Genomic DNA, 17,539 nt, shown 5'->3' with positions numbered 1-17,539 from the left:
TAAAATAAAATAATTGTAAAAATACCATAAAAATCAAACTAACTCCCAATTTACAATTCATTTTAACAAAGTAAAAAAGGATGCCTTTACAGGGCATCCTCTTGATGTTCAGGAACAAATAGTTCTAAACAATGATATATATTTTCGAATTCCATCGGTGCATCTCCACCATACTCACCATCTAAATTAATCATTAGTTTATCTGGTGAATGTACTTTAATGCGGTTCGCTTGTGTATATAACACTTTTGGATTATTAATATGTTCACCACGTTGTGCTTGTGTTGCTGCTTTAATTAAATCAGCGATAGAACCTTTTTTCAGTACTAATAGGTCAAATAACCCATCGTTAATAGATGCATACGGTGCTACCTTTTCAAATCCACCTACTGAACGAGTATTCGTAATTAAAAACATCGTAATTTCTTCTTGTAGTAACTTTCCATCATACTCAATTTCAACATATGTCGGATGCAATGATGGTAACATCTCGATACCTTTTAGGTAATAAGCAAGCTGCCCTAATACTGTCTTTAACTTACTCGGTACTTCGTATGTTAATTCTGTAATACGACCGCCACCAGCGATGTTAATAAAATATGTATCGTTCGCTCTACCAAGGTCTAATGGCACTGTTTTTCCTTCGCAAATAATATCTGCTGCCTCTTCAATAGAACGAGGTACACCAATTGCACGTGCAAAGTCATTTGTCGTTCCAACTGGAATAATTCCAAATTTCGGACGGAATTCATGCCCAACTAAACCGTTTACTACTTCATTTAACGTACCGTCGCCACCAGCCGCAATAACAACATCAAACTTACGATCCGCAGCTTGCCTCGCCGCCACAGTAGCGTCTCCAGGACCCGTTGTCGCATGACAAGATGTCTCATAGCCAGCTTGTTCTAATTTTTGTAATACTTCTGGTAAGCTCTTCTTAAATAGCTCACGCCCAGAAGTAGGATTATAAATAATTCTTGCTCGCTTCATCATTTATTAGCACAGGAAATTTCTTTATGTATCGAAAAAGAACATACTGAACTTCTATTCAGTATTCCCATGCCTACCTCCTCTCATCTTGCTATCCTTCTTTTATCCCGCTCAAACAGGCAGTAAGAACCCGATTCGTGTAGTCCATCAAAAGTAAATATTCATTTCAATGGTTTTTTATTTGACCCCAAAATTTATCCCGCTATTTGCGGGCAGTAAATGCCCGATTGGTGAGGGCTAATAATCAGTGTTGGATGAACCTCCCACTGATTAAAGTTTCACTTTATTTCTATCCATTCTTCCATAAAAATTTACATATAACGAATAATAACTATCTATTATTTCATGAGATGAAAAAAACCTCTATGTTTAGATTTATCATTATTCCCACCTTTTTGCAACTATCATACCATAGTTGCTATACAAACATTTTTCCACTTTTGACAGTTAATCAAACGTTTGTTTAAACGATTTTGTCTCATTTAAACAAACGTTTGATTAACCTAGAAAAACACCCATGTACGGGTGTTTTTCTGCTTAATCTTTAAAAGTTACTACTATTATCGCTTATTAATCTCTTCAAGTAAGATTTTGTTAACAAGCGGTGGATTTGCTTGTCCTTTTGTAGCTTTCATAATTTGACCAACTAAGAAGCCAATTGCACGGTCTTTACCGTTTTTAAAGTCTTCGATAGATTGCTCATTATTATCAAGAATTTCTGTTACAACTTTACGAAGTGTACCCTCGTCAGAAATTTGAACAAGACCTTTCGCTTTAACGATTTCTTCTGGGTCTCCACCTTTTTCAATTAATTCATTAAATACTTTCTTCGCGATTTTAGAAGAAATTGTACCTTTTTCAATTAATTGAACCATTTTAGATAAACCAGCAGGCGTTAATGCAACGTCTTTTAATTCTTTTTGTTGTTTGTTTAAGTATGCAAGTACTTCACCCATTAACCAGTTCGATGTTAATTTCGCATCAGCACCGTCTGCAACAGTTGCTTCAAAGAAATCAGACATCTCTTTCGTTAATGTTAACACGTGTGCATCATAAGCTGGTAAGCCTAGTTCTGCAACGTAGCGAGCTTTACGTGCATCTGGAAGTTCTGGAATAGAAGCTCGAACTGCTTCTTTCCACTCATCATCAATGTAAAGTTCAACTAAGTCTGGCTCCGGGAAGTAACGGTAATCGTCAGATCCTTCTTTCACACGCATTAAGATTGTTTTCTTCGTTGCTTCATCATAACGACGTGTTTCTTGTTGGATGATACCACCAGATAACAGTTCTTTTTCTTGGCGCACTTGCTCGTGCTCAAGACCTTTTTGTACGTAAGTGAATGAGTTTAAGTTTTTCAGTTCCGCTTTTGTACCGAACTTCTCTTGTCCAACTGGACGAAGAGAAATGTTCGCATCACAACGTAAGGAACCTTCTTCCATCTTACAATCAGATACACCAGTGTATTGAATGATTGATTTTAACTTCTCTAAGTATGCATATGCTTCTTCTGGCGTACGCATATCTGGCTCAGATACGATCTCGATTAAAGGCATACCTTGACGGTTGTAGTCTACTAATGAACCATCAGCTGTATGCGTTGATTTACCAGCATCTTCTTCTAAATGAAGACGTGTAATACCGATACGTTTCTTTTTACCGTCTACTTCGATTTCAATCCAACCATTTTCACCAATTGGCTTATCAAATTGAGAGATTTGGTAAGCTTTCGGGTTATCTGGATAGAAATAGTTTTTACGGTCAAACTTCGTTTCCGTTGCGATTTCACAGTTTAATGCCATTGCAGCTTTCATCGCAAAGTTAACTGCTTCTTTATTTAAAGTAGGAAGTACCCCTGGGTATCCTAAGTCAATTACACTTGTTTGTGTATTTGGCTCCGCTCCGAATTCTGTTGGACTCGCAGAGAAAATTTTCGAATTTGTTTTTAACTCAACGTGAACCTCTAAACCAATAATTGTTTCTAAATTCATCTATGCTCGCCTCCTTACAGACTTGCTTTTTTTGTATGATAGTCTGTTGCTTGCTCAAACGCATGTGCAACGCGGTAAATTGTCGCTTCATCGAAGTGTTTACCAATGATTTGTAGACCAAGTGGCATGTTGTTAGCACCGAATCCACATGGAACTGAAATCGCTGGAACACCCGCTAAGTTTACTGGGATTGTTAAAATGTCATTTGCATACATTGTCATTGGATCGTCAACTTTTTCTCCCACTTTAAATGCCGGAGTTGGTGTTGTTGGTCCAATAATAACATCATAGTTAGCAAATACATTTTCAAAGTCGTTCTTAATTAATGTACGTACTTGTTGTGCTTTTTTGTAATATGCATCATAGTAACCAGAGCTAAGAGCAAATGTACCAAGCATAATACGACGTTTAACTTCATCACCGAAACCTTCACTACGTGTGTTTTTGTAAAGATCTAATAAGTTATTTACATTATCAGAACGAACACCGTAACGCACGCCATCAAAGCGTGAAAGGTTAGCAGATGCTTCAGAAGAAGATAGTAAGTAATACGTTGCTAGAGCGTATTTAGAGTGTGGAAGAGATACTTCCTCCCAAGTTGCACCCATACCTTCTAATACTTTTAAAGCAGCTAGTACTGACTCACGAGCTTCTTCGCCAACACCTTCGCCTAAGTATTCTTTCGGTACAGCAATGCGTAAACCTTTAACATCGCCTGTTAAACCAGCTAAATAGTTTCCAACTTCAACGTTTGCAGAAGTTGCATCCATTCGGTCAATACCTGAAATAGCTTGTAATAAGTATGCATTGTCTTCTACTGTACGTGTAATCGGTCCGATTTGGTCAAGTGAAGATGCGAATGCTACTAATCCGTAACGAGATACGCGTCCGTAAGTTGGTTTTAAACCTACAACACCGCAATATGCAGCTGGCTGACGGATAGAACCACCCGTATCAGAACCTAGAGAGAATAGTACTTCTCCTGCTGCTACAGCTGCTGCAGAACCACCACTAGATCCGCCTGGAACGTAATCTAAGTTCCATGGGTTTTTCGTAGCGTAGAATCCTGAGTTTTCATTTGAAGAACCCATTGCGAACTCGTCCATGTTTAATTTACCGATTGTAATTGTGTCAGCAGCTTTTAGCTTTTGCACAACTGTCGCATCATAAATTGGATCGAAGTTTGCTAACATTTTGCTCGCACAAGTTGTACGAAGACCGTTAGTTACAATGTTATCTTTTACACCAATTGGCATACCGAATAATAAACCATTATCTTCAGCGCCGATTTTTGCATCTAATTCTTTCGCTTTTGCGCGTGCATTTTCTTCATCTAATGTAAGAAAAGCTTTTACGTTATCTTCAACATCCGCAATACGTTTGTAAGATTCTTCTACTAAATCCGTAACGGAAATTTCTTTGCTGTTTAACTTCTTATGTAACTCTGATACTGAATGATCAAATAATGACATCGAAATTCCCCTCCTCTATTCTAATACTGCTGGAACACGGATTTGATTATCTTTGTGATCCGGTGCATTTTTTAATACTTCTTCGACTGGTAAACCTTTTTCTGGTACATCTTCACGCATAACATTTTTCATAGTTAATACATGAGTTGTTGGTTTTACATCTGTTGTATCTAATTCATTTAACTGTTCTGCAAATGTAACAATTGCATCTAGTTGTTTTTGAAATTTTTCTGCTTCTTGATCAGTAATTGCAAGACGTGCTAAATGTGCTACGTGCTTTACATTCTCAACGGAAATTCTTGACACGGCTAGGCCACCTCCATAATATATCGTTCAATCTACAATACTATTGATGATACCAAATTTTCAGTACTTCAAGCAAGTCAACACAGAGTACTTACGCCATTTTTACATAAAAAAAGAAAGGCAAATGCCTTTCTTTACAATTTACTCTTTATCTAACGGTTTATTTTTCGGAAATCTCTCGTTATCTTCTTCATTATCACGAATTGTTTTTTGTAATACAAAACAAGACATCGTTAAAAATAATGTTCCAATTAAATAGTATCCTTTTACACTAAGCGTTTCATCTAACGTATAAATCCCAATTAGCATACCTGAAAGCGCACAAACAAATGAAGTCCATGCTAAAAATGTGAACGCTTGCGTATTACGTCTTCTCATCGTTCTCCCCCTCGTTAGCTGTATACCCATTATAGATAAGTATATTTACCATGATGGATTTTTATGTAAATTCTAGTTTTATATTTATAAATCTATCATAAAAGAATACTATTTTAAAGAAAGTTTTCTGTCTAATCTGAAAAAACAATTAAAATCATTGACAATTTTTTAGACTTACTGCTAGATAACGCCAAGAAACTTTTCTATCCTGAAGAATGGGTAAGCCTAGATTTAACACTTTCTAAAACAGAAGTATTTTGTTTACTTTGGATGGAACGAAATACAGATATTACAATGACGAAAATTGCTGACCTTCTTGATATACCGATGAGTACAACGACGGGCGTTGTAAATCGCCTTGTAAAAAAGGGATATATTGAGCGCTACCGTGATGAAAACGACCGACGTATTGTATTAATTCGGTTAACAGAAAACGGCGTAATGCTCGTTCAAGAAGTAAAACAAAATGCAGCCCACTACTTTAGCTTAGTGACAGAAGCATTGTCAGAAGAAGAAAAAGCATTCTTACTACAAATCTTCCAAAAGATTATGAATCACATTGCTACGTCACAGCAAAAAACAGAAGAAAAAGTTTCTACACCTAAAATGAAAAACATTCCGATTGAATAAAACCCTATCTGGGTTTTTATTCAATCATTTACTTCGACACTCGTAATATTCGATATTCGAAACAAAGGAGATATGAATGATGAGAATTATTTTGTATACAGGTAAAGGCGGCGTAGGAAAAACTAGCATTTCAGCAGCAACAGCAATTCAAAGCGCAAAACAAGGATTAAAAACTTTAGTCATGAGTACAGATCCCGCTCATAGTTTAGGAGATTCATTTGGTATAAAGCTATCTTCTGAGCCATTAGAAATTCGTGAAAATTTGTGGGCACAAGAAATTAATACGATTTATGAGATGGAAAAAGGATGGGGAAAATTACAGAAATATATTACACTACTCTTCACTTCCAAAGCAGCCGATGATATTACAACAGAAGAATTAACGATGTTTCCTGGTATGGAAGATTTAATTAGCTTACTTCGCGTACTCGATTATTATAAACAAAACACATATGATGTTATCATTATTGATTGTGCTCCAACAGGAGAAACATTAGCAATGCTAAGCTTTCCAGACATGCTCGGCTGGTGGATGGAAAAATTGTTTCCTATTAAAAGAAAAGTTTTAAAAGTCGTTCGTCCTGTAGCTCAACCACTCCTTGGTGTCCCTCTTCCAACCGATGATATTATGGACGAATTAACAAATACACTTGAACAGCTCGGAGAAATGAGAGATATTTTATCAAACCGAGAAGTAACAAGTATCCGCATCGTTGTAAATCCTGAAAAAATGGTCATTAAAGAAGCTCAGCGTAGCTTTACTTATTTAAATTTATACGATTATAACGTAGATGCCATTATGATTAATCGCGTCATCCCTAACACCGTCACCGATCCTTATTTTCAAGCATGGAAAGATACGCAAAAGAAATATAAAACATTAATTCAAAATAGTTTTGATCCACTTCCTATTTACGAAGCTCCAATGTTTGAACAAGAAGTTGTTGGTTTACCCATGTTAGAGCGTGTAGGAGATGCTTTATTTAAAACTGATCATTGTCCTACTGAAGTGAAATTTAACGGCCGCACACAATATGTAAGAAAAGATGGCGATGATTATATTTTCATTCTTTCTATTCCCTTCTCAAACAAAAGTGAACTTTCATTAAATCAAAAAGGTGATGAGCTAATTATTCGAGCTGGCTCTGTGAAACGAAATATTACATTGCCAAAAACGTTAACACACCTTTCTATTCAAGGGGCAAAATTTGAAGAAGATATACTAAACATTCGGTTTGGAGGTGTAGTGCATGCATGAGGAACTACTACGAAGGGTAATTCGTACAAAAGTAAAAGTCGGGATGCATATATTAGATGAGCTACCTAATCCAATCCAGCAATCAGCTAAGCAAATATTAAATATTTTGCAAGAGGAGCTAACTGCTTATCCGAAAGAACGAGATCATCATGAAGTTAATTTAAAAAATATCATAATTGAATAACTATCTCTGTATAGAGAGCCTTTTTTAGGCTTTCTATACTTTATTGGAGTGATGTAAGTTGATGAAAAAGCATTCCACTACTATACTCTGGATCATTCCCTTATCATTTTTCATTCATAACCTTGAAGAAGCTTTCCAAATGCCACAATATCTTGCTAATCAATTTTCAATCCGTCTTATAACTAGCCAACAATTTTTCATTGCCATTTCCGTATTAACAATCTTTGTATTACTTATCGTCTTTCTATATCAACTTAACTTCTTGTCTTCTATATGCTGGATTATTTTTATACAAGGGGCCATCTTCTTTAACTCTGTTCAACATATTATTTTGTTTTTCATTTATCGCTCCTATAACCCCGGCGTAATATCAGCATTTTTCATTACTCTCTTTTCTATTTTCTTTTTTTTATCCAAAAAACACTTAATTCATCAAAAGCAATTCGTAATTACACTCCTTTTCAGCTTATTTTCTTATCCCATTATAATTTGGATTACCTTACTGTTCGCTAGCTATTTTCATTCATAAAAAAAGACCAGGAAAACTCCTGGTCCATTACTCTACTTAACAAACATTGGATTCTACGTTATACAAAATTGGAAGGTACAGAATTAGGGTTTGTTAAGTTTATATGTTGAACGAACTAACAGCGGAGGGGTTCCTTCTGTTAGTCCATTAAACCCAATCATTATTTTACGATTTTTTCAAGCTCCTCAAGTGAAAGATCTACTGAAATTGAACCATCATTTGTTTCTTTCTTAATTGCATCTGTTACTTCTTTTGAATGGTATAATTCAATTACTTTTTTCAGTGTTGGATCATCTTTATCTTTCGTACGAGCTGCGAAAATATTAATATAAGGCTTCGCATTTTCATTCTTTGGATCTTCTAAGAAAATAGGATCCTTCGCTGGATCTAATCCAGCTTGACCAGCAACACCGTTATTAATAACTGATGCCGCTACATCTTTTAACACACGAGGTGTTTGCTGTGCGATAACCGGTGTAATTTTTAATTTCTTCGGATTTTCAGCAATACCACTTGGATCTCCAAATAGACCAAAATCCTTTTTCAGCTTTAATAATCCAGCTGCATCAAGAAGTTTTAATGCACGTGCTTGGTTCGTTGGATCGTTTGGAATTGCAATTTCTGAACCATCTGGGATTTCATTTGATTTCTTATATTTTTCAGAGTATAAACCCATTGGTGCAATTTGTGTTGTACCAACAGCTGTAATATCTAACTTATGTTCCTTTTTAAATTGCTCTAAGAACGCAATATGCTGGAATGAGTTTAGTTCAATATCTCCATCAGCTAACGCTTTATTTGGCGTTGTGTAATCGGAGAACTCCACCAGTTTAATCTTAATCCCTTCTTTTTCAGCTTTTTTCTTCAAAATTTCCCAAGCGTCTCCATCCGTTCCAGTTACACCGACGCGAACTACTTTTTCTTTCGCTCCTGCACCCGTGTCTCCACTTGAGCAGCCGCTTAATGCTGAGACTCCTACAATCGCTGATAATGCAAATGCTAAAATTTTCTTCATTCTCTTTTCCTCTCTTCCTTTTTATGATCTGCGTAACAAGACTTTCGCAAAGTAATTCCCTAAATTTTGAGCTATCTGTACGAGAATAATAAGTAACACGACCGTTACGAACATAACTGATGTATCAAAACGTTGATAACCATATGTCATTGCTAAATCACCAAGACCGCCACCACCGACAAGCCCAGCAACTGCAGAAAATTCAATTAAACCAACTGTCATAAATGTGACACCTAAGATTAATGGTGCTAACGCTTCTGGTACAAGGATTTCAAAAACAATTCTAATTGGCGAGGCGCCCATTGCTTGCGCTGCTTCAATTACTCCTTTCGGAACGGAAACAAGGTTTGTTTCAACCATTCTAGCAATACCAATTGATGCGACTAACGTCATCGGGAAAATTGCTGCTGCTGTTCCAATCGTCGTTCCGATAACACTTCTCGTTAGTGGACTTAACGCTACTAAAAAGATAATGAATGGTACCGGACGAATTGTATTAATTATGATGTTAAGAATAGAAAAGACCCATTTATTTTCTAAAAAGTTTCCTTTTCTCGTTACATATAAAAGTAAACCTAGCGGTATACCGAGAATTGTAGCAAATATAAGGGTTACAATTACCATTAAGAGGGTATCCCCCGTCGCATCTAGTATGCGCGGCCAAAATATACTCCAATCAACTCGCATGAGCTTCTACCTCCTTCAGCTGCACTTGCAGTCTTAGATGTTGTAATGCTTTTTGAATTTCCCTCTGCTCACCTTGCAACTCTACAAGAAGATTTCCAAATAGCACATTTTGAAGTTCAATAATATTTCCGTACAGTACATTTACATCGACGTTATAGTTTTTTGCGATATATGATAGTACCGGCTGTCCTGTCTCCTCACCAGTAAATGTTAGACGATAAATTTGACCACCATTTTGAATTTTCGCTAGAACACTTTCCGGTAAATGATCATTAATGACAGAACGTACAAAGTTTTGAGTCGTCTTTGTTTTTGGTTGCGTGAAAACATCAAACAGTTTTCCTTCTTCAATAACTTTTCCCTTCTCCATTACAGCTACACGGTGACAAATTTCTTTCACAACATGCATTTCATGTGTAATAAGAAGAATTGTTAAATTGTATTCTCTATTTACTTTCTTTAATAAGTTTAGAATTTCTGTCGTTGTTTCTGGATCTAAGGCTGATGTTGCCTCATCACATATAAGAATATCTGGCGATGTCGCAAGTGCTCTAGCAATGCCCACACGCTGCTTTTGTCCACCTGATAGCTGCTCTGGGTAATAGTTTGCTTTATCTTCTAACCCTACAAACTTCAGCAGTTCATTTACTCTTTCTTTTATCTCATTCTTTGGTACTTTCGCTAACTTTAATGGATAAGCAATATTTCCAAATACTGTTCTTGAATTAAATAAATTAAAACTTTGGAAAATCATTCCGATTCTTTGTCTCAGTTTACGTAATTCTTTCGTCGATAATGATGTAATATCTTTATCATCTATTGAAATCGTTCCTGCCGTCGGTCTCTCTAACATATTTACTAAGCGTAATAACGTACTCTTTCCAGCGCCACTAAAACCAATAATGCCAAAAATTTCGCCTTTCTCAACTGATAATGTTACATCCTCCACCGCATGAACAGATTGCCCAGCTGATTCATACACTTTACTTACATTGTTAAAAGAAATCATTTTTTCCCCTCCTATATGCTGTAAAAACTTGAAGCAGAGCTTTCGAGGTAAAATAAAAAGTGCTCTCCTTCTTATCAACCATAAAGATAAGAAGGAGAGCACTTATATGTACTCATTCACATCTTCTCATCTTCCAAGCCTTTATATGGCTTGCTGGAGTTAGCACGGTATTAAAAAAACCCGTTGCTGAGGTATCGTAGGGCCAGTCCCTCCACCTCTCTGGATAAGAATGTATCGATTTAATTGTCGTTTAATTAATTCTCATTATAGAACTCAGAATAATAAGAGTCAATACATTTTTTAGAAAAATATTAATTATTCCTTTATTAAAATTTTCAGATGAAAATTCATGAGAAAATAGTAACTTTCAAGGTTATTTAAAATTCTTCTTCCTCATATTTTTAAACAGGAGAATCCTCTCTACGAATTGAATAAATTTATTTGAATATGAAACTCGGAGGAAGATAAATATATGAAAACAGCTCTTTTACTCGTCGATATTCAAAACGATTATTTTCCAAATGGAAAGATGGAATTGCGTAATCCAGTAGAAGCAAGCGAATATGCTAATCAGTTATTACAACACTTTAGAACAAACAGCGAACCTATTCTTCATATCCAACACGTAGCTATAAAAGATGACGCTACTTTTTTCCTACCTAATACAGAAGGTGTACATATTCACGAAAGCGTACGTCCACTTAGAGAAGAAACAGTTATAGTCAAACATTATCCAAATAGCTTCCGAGAAACTAATCTTCTAGAGCAATTAAAACGTTTAAATATTGAACATGTCGTTGTATGTGGGATGATGACTCATATGTGTATCGATGCTACAGTAAGGGCTGCATTCGATTTTGGCTTTCAATGTACCGTTATACATGATGCTTGTGCTACAAAAGACCTGTCTTTTAAGAACGCTACTATACCAGCTGTTTACATTCACAATACAATTTTAGCTAGTTTAAATGGCGTATATGCAAATGTAATAAGCACGCAAGAATTTTTAGCTACATAAAAAAACACTCCTTTCAGTGAGCAAAACCGAAAGGAGTGTTCCTTGTCGAACCATAGATTTTCTTTCAAATTGTATTATACAGGAAATTCTCAAAATGAATACTAAAAAATATGACTAATAAGTCAACTTTTCTCATCATTTTATTTCTGTTCACATGTTTATCCCGCTATTAATAGGTTTTAGCTCATTCCCTTCGAACGATGGTAATATATAGGATTTCAATTTTAAAAGGAGCTCTTCACATTCTGTGAAGAGCTCCTCTACTATTTCTTATAAAGTTTCAGAAGTAGTTTTTGCTTGCATATGAAGTGCTAAGTAATCAGGTCCACCAGCTTTAGAGTCTGTACCAGACATGTTAAAGCCACCGAATGGTTGGTAACCTACGATTGCACCAGTACATCCACGGTTGAAGTATAAGTTACCAACGTGGAAGTCTTCGCGTGCTTTTTCAATATGGTCACGGTTGTTAGTAATAACAGCACCTGTTAAACCGTATTCCGTATTATTTGCAATTGCAAGTGCATGATCGAAGTCTTTCGCTTTACAGAATGCTACTACTGGTCCGAAGATTTCTTCTTTCATTAAGCGAGCATCTTCTGCAACGTCAGCAACGATTGTTGGTTGGATGAACCAGCCTTTAGAATCGTCTCCTTCGCCACCTGCTAAGATTCTACCTTCTTCTTTACCAATTGCAACATAGCTCATTACTTTATCGAATGCAGCTTGGTCATTAACAGGACCCATGTTTGTACCTAATACTGCTGGGTTAGCAACTGTTAATTCTTTTGTTAATTCAACAGCACGATTTAATACATGATCATATACATCTTCATGGATTACTGCACGAGAACATGCAGAACATTTTTGTCCTGAGAATCCGAATGCTGATGCAACGATAGACTTAGCTGCTAATTCAAGATCTGCTTCTTTATCAACAACGATTGTATCTTTACCGCCCATTTCAGCGATAACGCGTTTTAACCAAATTTGTCCTGGGTTTACTTTCGCTGCACGCTCATAGATGCGGATACCTACATCACGAGATCCCGTGAAACTTACGAAACGTGTACGAGGATGATCTACTAAGTAGTCACCAACTTCAGAACCATTACCTGGAACGAAGTTTACTACGCCAGCTGGTAAGCCAGCTTCTTCTAATACTTCCATAAATTTCGCTGCCACTACAGGAGTTGTACTAGCTGGTTTTAGTAATACTGTGTTACCAGAAACTAAAGCAGCTGTTGTCATACCTGCCATAATTGCGAATGGGAAGTTCCAAGGAGAAATGATAACACCTACTCCTAATGGAATGTAAGAGAAACGATTATATTCAATTGGACGGCTTTCTACTGGAATACCGTCTTTTAATTTTAACATTTGACGACCATAATATTCCATAAAGTCGATTGCTTCTGCTGTATCAGCGTCTGCCTCATTCCATGGCTTACCTGCTTCTTTTACAAGAATAGCAGAGAATTCATGTTTTCTGCGACGAACGATTGCTGCAGCACGGAATAAAATGTCTGCACGCATTTCTGGCTTTGATTTTCTCCAAGTTTGGAATGTTTCATCCGCTACTTGCATTGCTTTTTCAGCTAACTCACGGCTTGCTTTTGAAACACGACCAACAAGTTCCTCTTTATTTGCAGGGTTTACAGAAACAATTTTGTCTTCTGTAGTGATTTTTTCTCCCCCAATAATTAATGGATAGTCTTGTCCAAGATAAGATTCTACTTTCTTTAAACCTTCTTCAAACGCTAATTTGTTAGCCTCCACTGAAAAATCTGTAAATGGCTCATGTTTGTATGCTACTACCATTTTTTTTAGCCTCCCCTTAGAAAAACGTTTACATTTTACAACATTATTCTACACGATAATTTAGATTTATTCAAATATTCCTAGACTTATATTTTAAAAATTAATAAATTTTTAAAATATAATAAAAAAAAGAGATTCATACATGCGTATGAATCTACAAAATATGAGTATATTCCAAAACATTTTTCCCGATCAATAATATAGTAACTAATAAAAATAAAGTCCTTACATATCCAACACCTTTTTGAACCGCAAACTTCGATCCAAAATAAGCACCTAAGATCATTGATAATCCCATGATAATACCGTATTCAAAATGAATTATATCTAAAAATAAAAAAGTAATTAAAGATACAATATTACTAACAAAGTTCAAAAGTTTTCCAGATGCTGCCGCTTGAATAAAATCCAAGCCAATTAATAAAAATGCAAAAATTAAAAACGATCCTGTCCCTGGTCCAAAAAATCCATCATAAAATCCTATCATTAAAATAGCAAAGAAAAATATTAATGTTTTTCTTTGCGTCATCTTCTTATAGGTAGACACACTTCCCCAATTCTTTTTTGCAATAATATAAATAGCAATAAATACCAACATTACAAGTACTAATGGGCGTAAAATATCCGGTGGAATAAATTTTACTACTAAAGCACCTGCAACAGCTCCAACAATAGTTAACGGGATTAACTTTCCTACAATTTTAAAATCAACTTTTCCTGATCGAATAAAATACATCGCACTCGTAAACGTCCCCATTGTTGCCGCTAATTTATTCGTTGCAATTGCCGAAGCTGGCGATAAGCCAACAAACATAAGCGCAGGAAGCGAAATTAACCCTCCTCCTCCAACAACGGAATCAATAAAAGCTGCTAAAAAACCGAATGCAATTAATAAAATAATGACTTGAAAACTTAATTCTTCCATGAGCTTTACCCCTTACCCCTATTTTTTACAACATTTTAAATTATAACAAAATTACATAAGAAAAAAAGCTGTTCCATAGAGGAACAGCCTTCATATTTAATCTAAAATCTTCACAAGTGGTTCATCTTGTTTTGCTTCACGTATAATAATAGCTTCTGGGCGTTCTACAGATTTAATCGTTACTTGTACTTTCATATAATTCGGGAAGTATTCCATAACAAGCCCTGCCACATATTGTGTAAAACCAACTATTTCAGCTTTTCCATTAAACTGGACAGGAATATCAAGCTTCATTTCTCTTAATTCATCATCTCTATACATACCAGTACCAATAACAGCTGTATAGTCGCCTTGGAAATAATCGCTTAGTTTTGCCTTAAAGTTGGATACTCTTGCAAGGTCTTCACGTTTATTATCTGTTTTCGCTTGCTCTGATGGGAACAAATAATATTTTTCATTAATTTGTTGCCAATCTTCAACCGTTTCACTACCTTTTTCAACATTCGCATAAGAAACAAAGTTACCTGGCACGAGCGAAGACTTTGGAGCTTGGCGATAAATCGCAAATGTTATTGGAATATTTTTGGTTTCAGGTTCTTTTTGATGTATGACTTTCAAAATTTCTTGCGCCATTTTTTTCCCTTCAGCTAACATCTTTTCATCCGGGATTGCAGCTTCACGTGGATAACCATGCTCTTCGTTAAAATATTGAACAGAATTCATTGCTAATCCAACTACCATACCAACGCGTTCCTCGCCGTTATCGCCTTTTTTCACATAATAATCATGCTCTAAAATATTTGAAATATATATTGGATTTTTTTTATTTTTCACTTCTAGTGATTCGGATCCTGTTCCTAATGCAGGGTTTAATCCTATATTAGGAAATTTAACTGCATCTTTTTTTAATTTGTCCTCTAGTTCCTTTTGTTCAGCATCTGTACGTTTTCTTTTAACAAGCATCTGTATAGTTTGAGTATCTAGAGCTTTTCCGCCTTTTAAAAAATTATCTTTCGTACTAAATGATTCTTTTGCAATTCGCATTAACCCTGTTTCAAATTCATCTATATCAAGACGACTATTTAACCCTTGCACCACTAAACCACGTGCATTTCCACCATCAAATGGAATAGTCGTCTTATAATATTCATCCGAAATAGCGTATTTTGGAACAACTGATTGTTCTTTTGCTTTCCCCGATTTCTCAGCCACTTTTTCATCTTTGTCGGCACCTGCACTACACCCACTTACAAGTAGGCCAAGGCTTAATACCGCTAATGCTATTTTTTTCATGGTAAGTTTGCACCTCTTACTTATTTAGCTCTTGTAAGAACCTCTCTTCATTCCAAACCTCAACATTATGTTTCTCCGCTTGTGCTAATTTCGAACCAGCCGCTTCACCTGCAACAACTAAATCCGTACTCTTACTAACACTTCCCGTTACTTTTCCACCTAATGCCTCAATCTTCTTCTTCGCTTCACTTCGCCCCATAACTTCTAGCTTACCTGTTAAAACAACCGTTTTTCCTGCGAAGTAAGATTCAACATTTTGTAAATCTGCAATTTTTATACCTTTGTATGTCATATTCACGCCATACTCTTTAAACTGCTGTAATAACTCTAATACATCTTCATTATCAAAATATGTCACAACAGATTGAGCCATTTTTTCGCCAATTTCATTAATTGCTTTTAGTTCTTCTTCCGTTGCTTTTACAAGCTCATCCATCGTTTCAAAGTGCTCTGCAAATGTACGTGCTGCTTTCGCTCCAACGTGGCGAATTCCAAGACCAAATAATAATCGCTCTAACGAGTTTTCTTTAGAATTTTCAATTGCTTGTATTAAGTTTGTTGCTGATTTTTCACCAAAACGTTCTAACTGTAATAATTGCTCTTTCGTCAATGCATATAAATCAGCAAATGTACGAATGTAATCAGCATCAAAGAGTTGTGTAATGACACGTTCTCCAAGTCCATCAATATTCATTGCATTTCTTGAAACGAAATGGATTAACCCTTCTCGAATTTGAGCAGGACAAGTTGGATTTATACAACGAAGTGCTACTTCTTCTTCTAAACGAACAAGTTCACTCTCACATGCTGGACAATGAGTTGGCATGCGGTATTCTTCTTCCTCACCAGTACGCTTATCAAAAATAACGTTCACAACTTCAGGAATAATATCTCCAGCCTTCTTCACAACAACGTAGTCACCAATTCGAATGTCTTTTTCACGAATTAAATCTTCGTTATGTAAAGAAGCACGACGAACAATCGTACCAGCAACTCTCACTGGCTCTAGTTCTGCAGTCGGTGTTACAACTCCTGTTCGGCCAACACTTAATTCAATGCCTGTTAATCTCGTTACAACTTCTTCAGCCGGGAATTTATAAGCAATCGCCCATCTTGGACTCTTCGCTGTAGTTCCTAGACTTTCTTGAAGGGCAACATCATCTACTTTTATAACGATTCCATCAATCTCATAATCAAGATGCGGACGTTTTTCTTGCCATTCTTCTACATAAGCTATAACTTCTTCAATTGTTTCACATGTACGGCGATTTGGATTTGTCTTAAATCCAAGTTCACCTAAGAAATCAAGCGATTCACTATGTGATGGAATTGTTTTTTCTTCTACATTCGCAAGACCATACACAAACATAGATAAGTTACGCTTCGCTGCAATTTTCGGATCAAGTTGACGTATTGAACCTGCTGCTGCATTACGCGGATTCGCAAATACATCTTCTCCATTTTGCTCTTTTTCTTCATTTAGTTTAACGAATGAACGCTTCGGCATATAAGCTTCGCCTCGTGCTTCTAACGTTACTTCTTCATTTAAACGAAGTGGGATAGCTTTAATCGTTTTTAAATTTTGAGTAATATCTTCACCCGTTACACCATCACCACGTGTCGCCCCTTGAATGAAGCGTCCTTTTTCATAATGAAGCGAAACGGCAAGCCCGTCAATTTTTAATTCACATATATATCTTACATTCGCACCATCAATTCCTTGACGTACTCTTCTGTCGAAATCACGTAAATCTCCTTCGTTAAATGCATTTCCTAAACTTAACATTGGTGACTTATGTGTTACTTTTTCAAATATATCAAGAACAGTCCCCCCAACGCGAACGGAGGGAGAATCTTCACTCATAAACTCTGGGTTCTCTGCTTCTAATTTTATAAGCTCCTGCATATTACGGTCATATTCCGCATCAGAAACAGAAGGATTGTCTAATACGTGATATTGATAGTTAAATGTATTTAATAAATCACGCAGTTCTTCTATACGTTTTTTTGCTATCTCTTTTGACATATCCTCATTCCTTT

16 protein-coding genes, 1 pseudogene and 1 riboswitch are annotated in these 17,539 nt (G+C 36.0%); of the genes and pseudogenes, 5 read left to right on the top strand and 12 right to left on the bottom strand.

The window, feature by feature from the left end; genetic code table 11:
* Nucleotides 1-86: 86 nt before the first annotated feature.
* The 5 genes from ACTL4X_RS01885 to ACTL4X_RS01865 form a co-directional block, all read right to left on the bottom strand.
* Complete coding sequence (locus tag ACTL4X_RS01885) at nt 87-992, bottom strand: diacylglycerol kinase (protein WP_000977679.1); 906 nt, start codon at nt 990-992, stop codon at nt 87-89.
* A 557-nt stretch (nt 993-1,549) separates the two neighbouring features.
* A complete protein-coding gene (gene gatB, locus ACTL4X_RS01880; RefSeq protein ID WP_001047685.1) occupies nt 1,550-2,977 on the bottom strand; it encodes an Asp-tRNA(Asn)/Glu-tRNA(Gln) amidotransferase subunit GatB in 1,428 nt (475 codons plus the stop codon).
* Between the two features lie 14 nt (nt 2,978-2,991).
* A complete protein-coding gene (gene gatA / locus ACTL4X_RS01875; RefSeq protein WP_000051455.1) occupies nt 2,992-4,449 on the bottom strand; it encodes an Asp-tRNA(Asn)/Glu-tRNA(Gln) amidotransferase subunit GatA in 1,458 nt (485 codons plus the stop codon).
* 15 nt (nt 4,450-4,464) lie between these two features.
* On the bottom strand, nt 4,465-4,755 hold the full coding sequence (gene gatC, locus ACTL4X_RS01870) for an Asp-tRNA(Asn)/Glu-tRNA(Gln) amidotransferase subunit GatC (protein ID WP_000086999.1): 291 nt from the start codon (nt 4,753-4,755) through the stop codon (nt 4,465-4,467).
* A 141-nt stretch (nt 4,756-4,896) separates the two neighbouring features.
* Nucleotides 4,897-5,133, bottom strand: coding sequence for a YiaA/YiaB family inner membrane protein (locus tag ACTL4X_RS01865; protein ID WP_001254393.1), 237 nt, complete (start codon nt 5,131-5,133; stop codon nt 4,897-4,899).
* 147 nt (nt 5,134-5,280) lie between these two features.
* On the opposite strand from ACTL4X_RS01865, the gene ACTL4X_RS01860 reads away from it, so the two are divergent.
* From ACTL4X_RS01860 to ACTL4X_RS01845, 4 genes are all read left to right on the top strand, one after another.
* Nucleotides 5,281-5,763, top strand: coding sequence for a MarR family winged helix-turn-helix transcriptional regulator (locus ACTL4X_RS01860; protein ID WP_086400869.1), 483 nt, complete (start codon nt 5,281-5,283; stop codon nt 5,761-5,763).
* Between the two features lie 76 nt (nt 5,764-5,839).
* Nucleotides 5,840-7,021, top strand: a complete 1,182-nt coding sequence (locus ACTL4X_RS01855) for an ArsA family ATPase (protein WP_002182396.1) — start codon at nt 5,840-5,842, stop codon at nt 7,019-7,021.
* Nucleotides 7,014-7,205, top strand: a complete 192-nt coding sequence (locus tag ACTL4X_RS01850; RefSeq protein WP_000544103.1) for a DUF3926 domain-containing protein — start codon at nt 7,014-7,016, stop codon at nt 7,203-7,205. Before ACTL4X_RS01855 ends, ACTL4X_RS01850 begins: the two co-directional genes overlap by 8 nt.
* A 61-nt stretch (nt 7,206-7,266) precedes the next feature.
* Entirely contained in the window at nt 7,267-7,734 is a 468-nt protein-coding gene (locus tag ACTL4X_RS01845) for an HXXEE domain-containing protein (protein ID WP_002204877.1), read from the top strand.
* 160 nt (nt 7,735-7,894) lie between these two features.
* Here the strand turns inward: ACTL4X_RS01845 and ACTL4X_RS01840 are convergent, their stop codons facing one another.
* The 3 genes from ACTL4X_RS01840 to ACTL4X_RS01830 are packed head-to-tail and all read right to left on the bottom strand — an operon-like array spanning nt 7,895 to nt 10,445.
* Nucleotides 7,895-8,749, bottom strand: a complete 855-nt coding sequence (locus ACTL4X_RS01840) for a MetQ/NlpA family ABC transporter substrate-binding protein (RefSeq protein ID WP_000721599.1) — start codon at nt 8,747-8,749, stop codon at nt 7,895-7,897.
* 21 nt (nt 8,750-8,770) lie between these two features.
* Complete coding sequence (locus ACTL4X_RS01835) at nt 8,771-9,436, bottom strand: methionine ABC transporter permease (protein WP_001261865.1); 666 nt, start codon at nt 9,434-9,436, stop codon at nt 8,771-8,773.
* On the bottom strand, nt 9,426-10,445 hold the full coding sequence (locus tag ACTL4X_RS01830) for a methionine ABC transporter ATP-binding protein (protein WP_000622969.1): 1,020 nt from the start codon (nt 10,443-10,445) through the stop codon (nt 9,426-9,428). Before ACTL4X_RS01830 ends, ACTL4X_RS01835 begins: the two co-directional genes overlap by 11 nt.
* 123 nt (nt 10,446-10,568) lie before the next feature.
* Nucleotides 10,569-10,675: riboswitch (SAM riboswitch) on the bottom strand.
* Nucleotides 10,676-10,917: 242 nt separating this feature from the next.
* Between ACTL4X_RS01830 and ACTL4X_RS01825 the strand changes: the two are divergent.
* Nucleotides 10,918-11,483: pseudogene (locus tag ACTL4X_RS01825) on the top strand (cysteine hydrolase family protein).
* Between the two features lie 250 nt (nt 11,484-11,733).
* Here the strand turns inward: ACTL4X_RS01825 and pruA are convergent.
* From pruA to ligA, 4 genes are all read right to left on the bottom strand, one after another.
* Nucleotides 11,734-13,281 (bottom strand): L-glutamate gamma-semialdehyde dehydrogenase, encoded by a 1,548-nt coding sequence (gene pruA / locus ACTL4X_RS01820; RefSeq protein ID WP_000259555.1) that lies wholly within the window; start codon nt 13,279-13,281, stop codon nt 11,734-11,736.
* A gap of 154 nt (nt 13,282-13,435) precedes the next feature.
* On the bottom strand, nt 13,436-14,206 hold the full coding sequence (locus ACTL4X_RS01815) for a TSUP family transporter (protein WP_000391974.1): 771 nt from the start codon (nt 14,204-14,206) through the stop codon (nt 13,436-13,438).
* 96 nt (nt 14,207-14,302) lie between these two features.
* Entirely contained in the window at nt 14,303-15,499 is a 1,197-nt protein-coding gene (locus ACTL4X_RS01810; RefSeq protein ID WP_000717031.1) for a CamS family sex pheromone protein, read from the bottom strand.
* 16 nt (nt 15,500-15,515) lie between these two features.
* A complete protein-coding gene (gene ligA / locus ACTL4X_RS01805) occupies nt 15,516-17,525 on the bottom strand; it encodes an NAD-dependent DNA ligase LigA (RefSeq protein WP_000031450.1) in 2,010 nt (669 codons plus the stop codon).
* Between the last annotated feature and the right edge of the window lie 14 nt (nt 17,526-17,539).

Origin of the sequence: Bacillus sp. RE35, assembly GCF_052146655.1 — a bacterium.
Lineage (GTDB): Bacteria > Bacillota > Bacilli > Bacillales > Bacillaceae_G > Bacillus_A > Bacillus_A cereus.
Note: the sequence above shows the minus strand (reverse complement) of the source record. Positions and strands in the feature narration are given on the sequence as shown.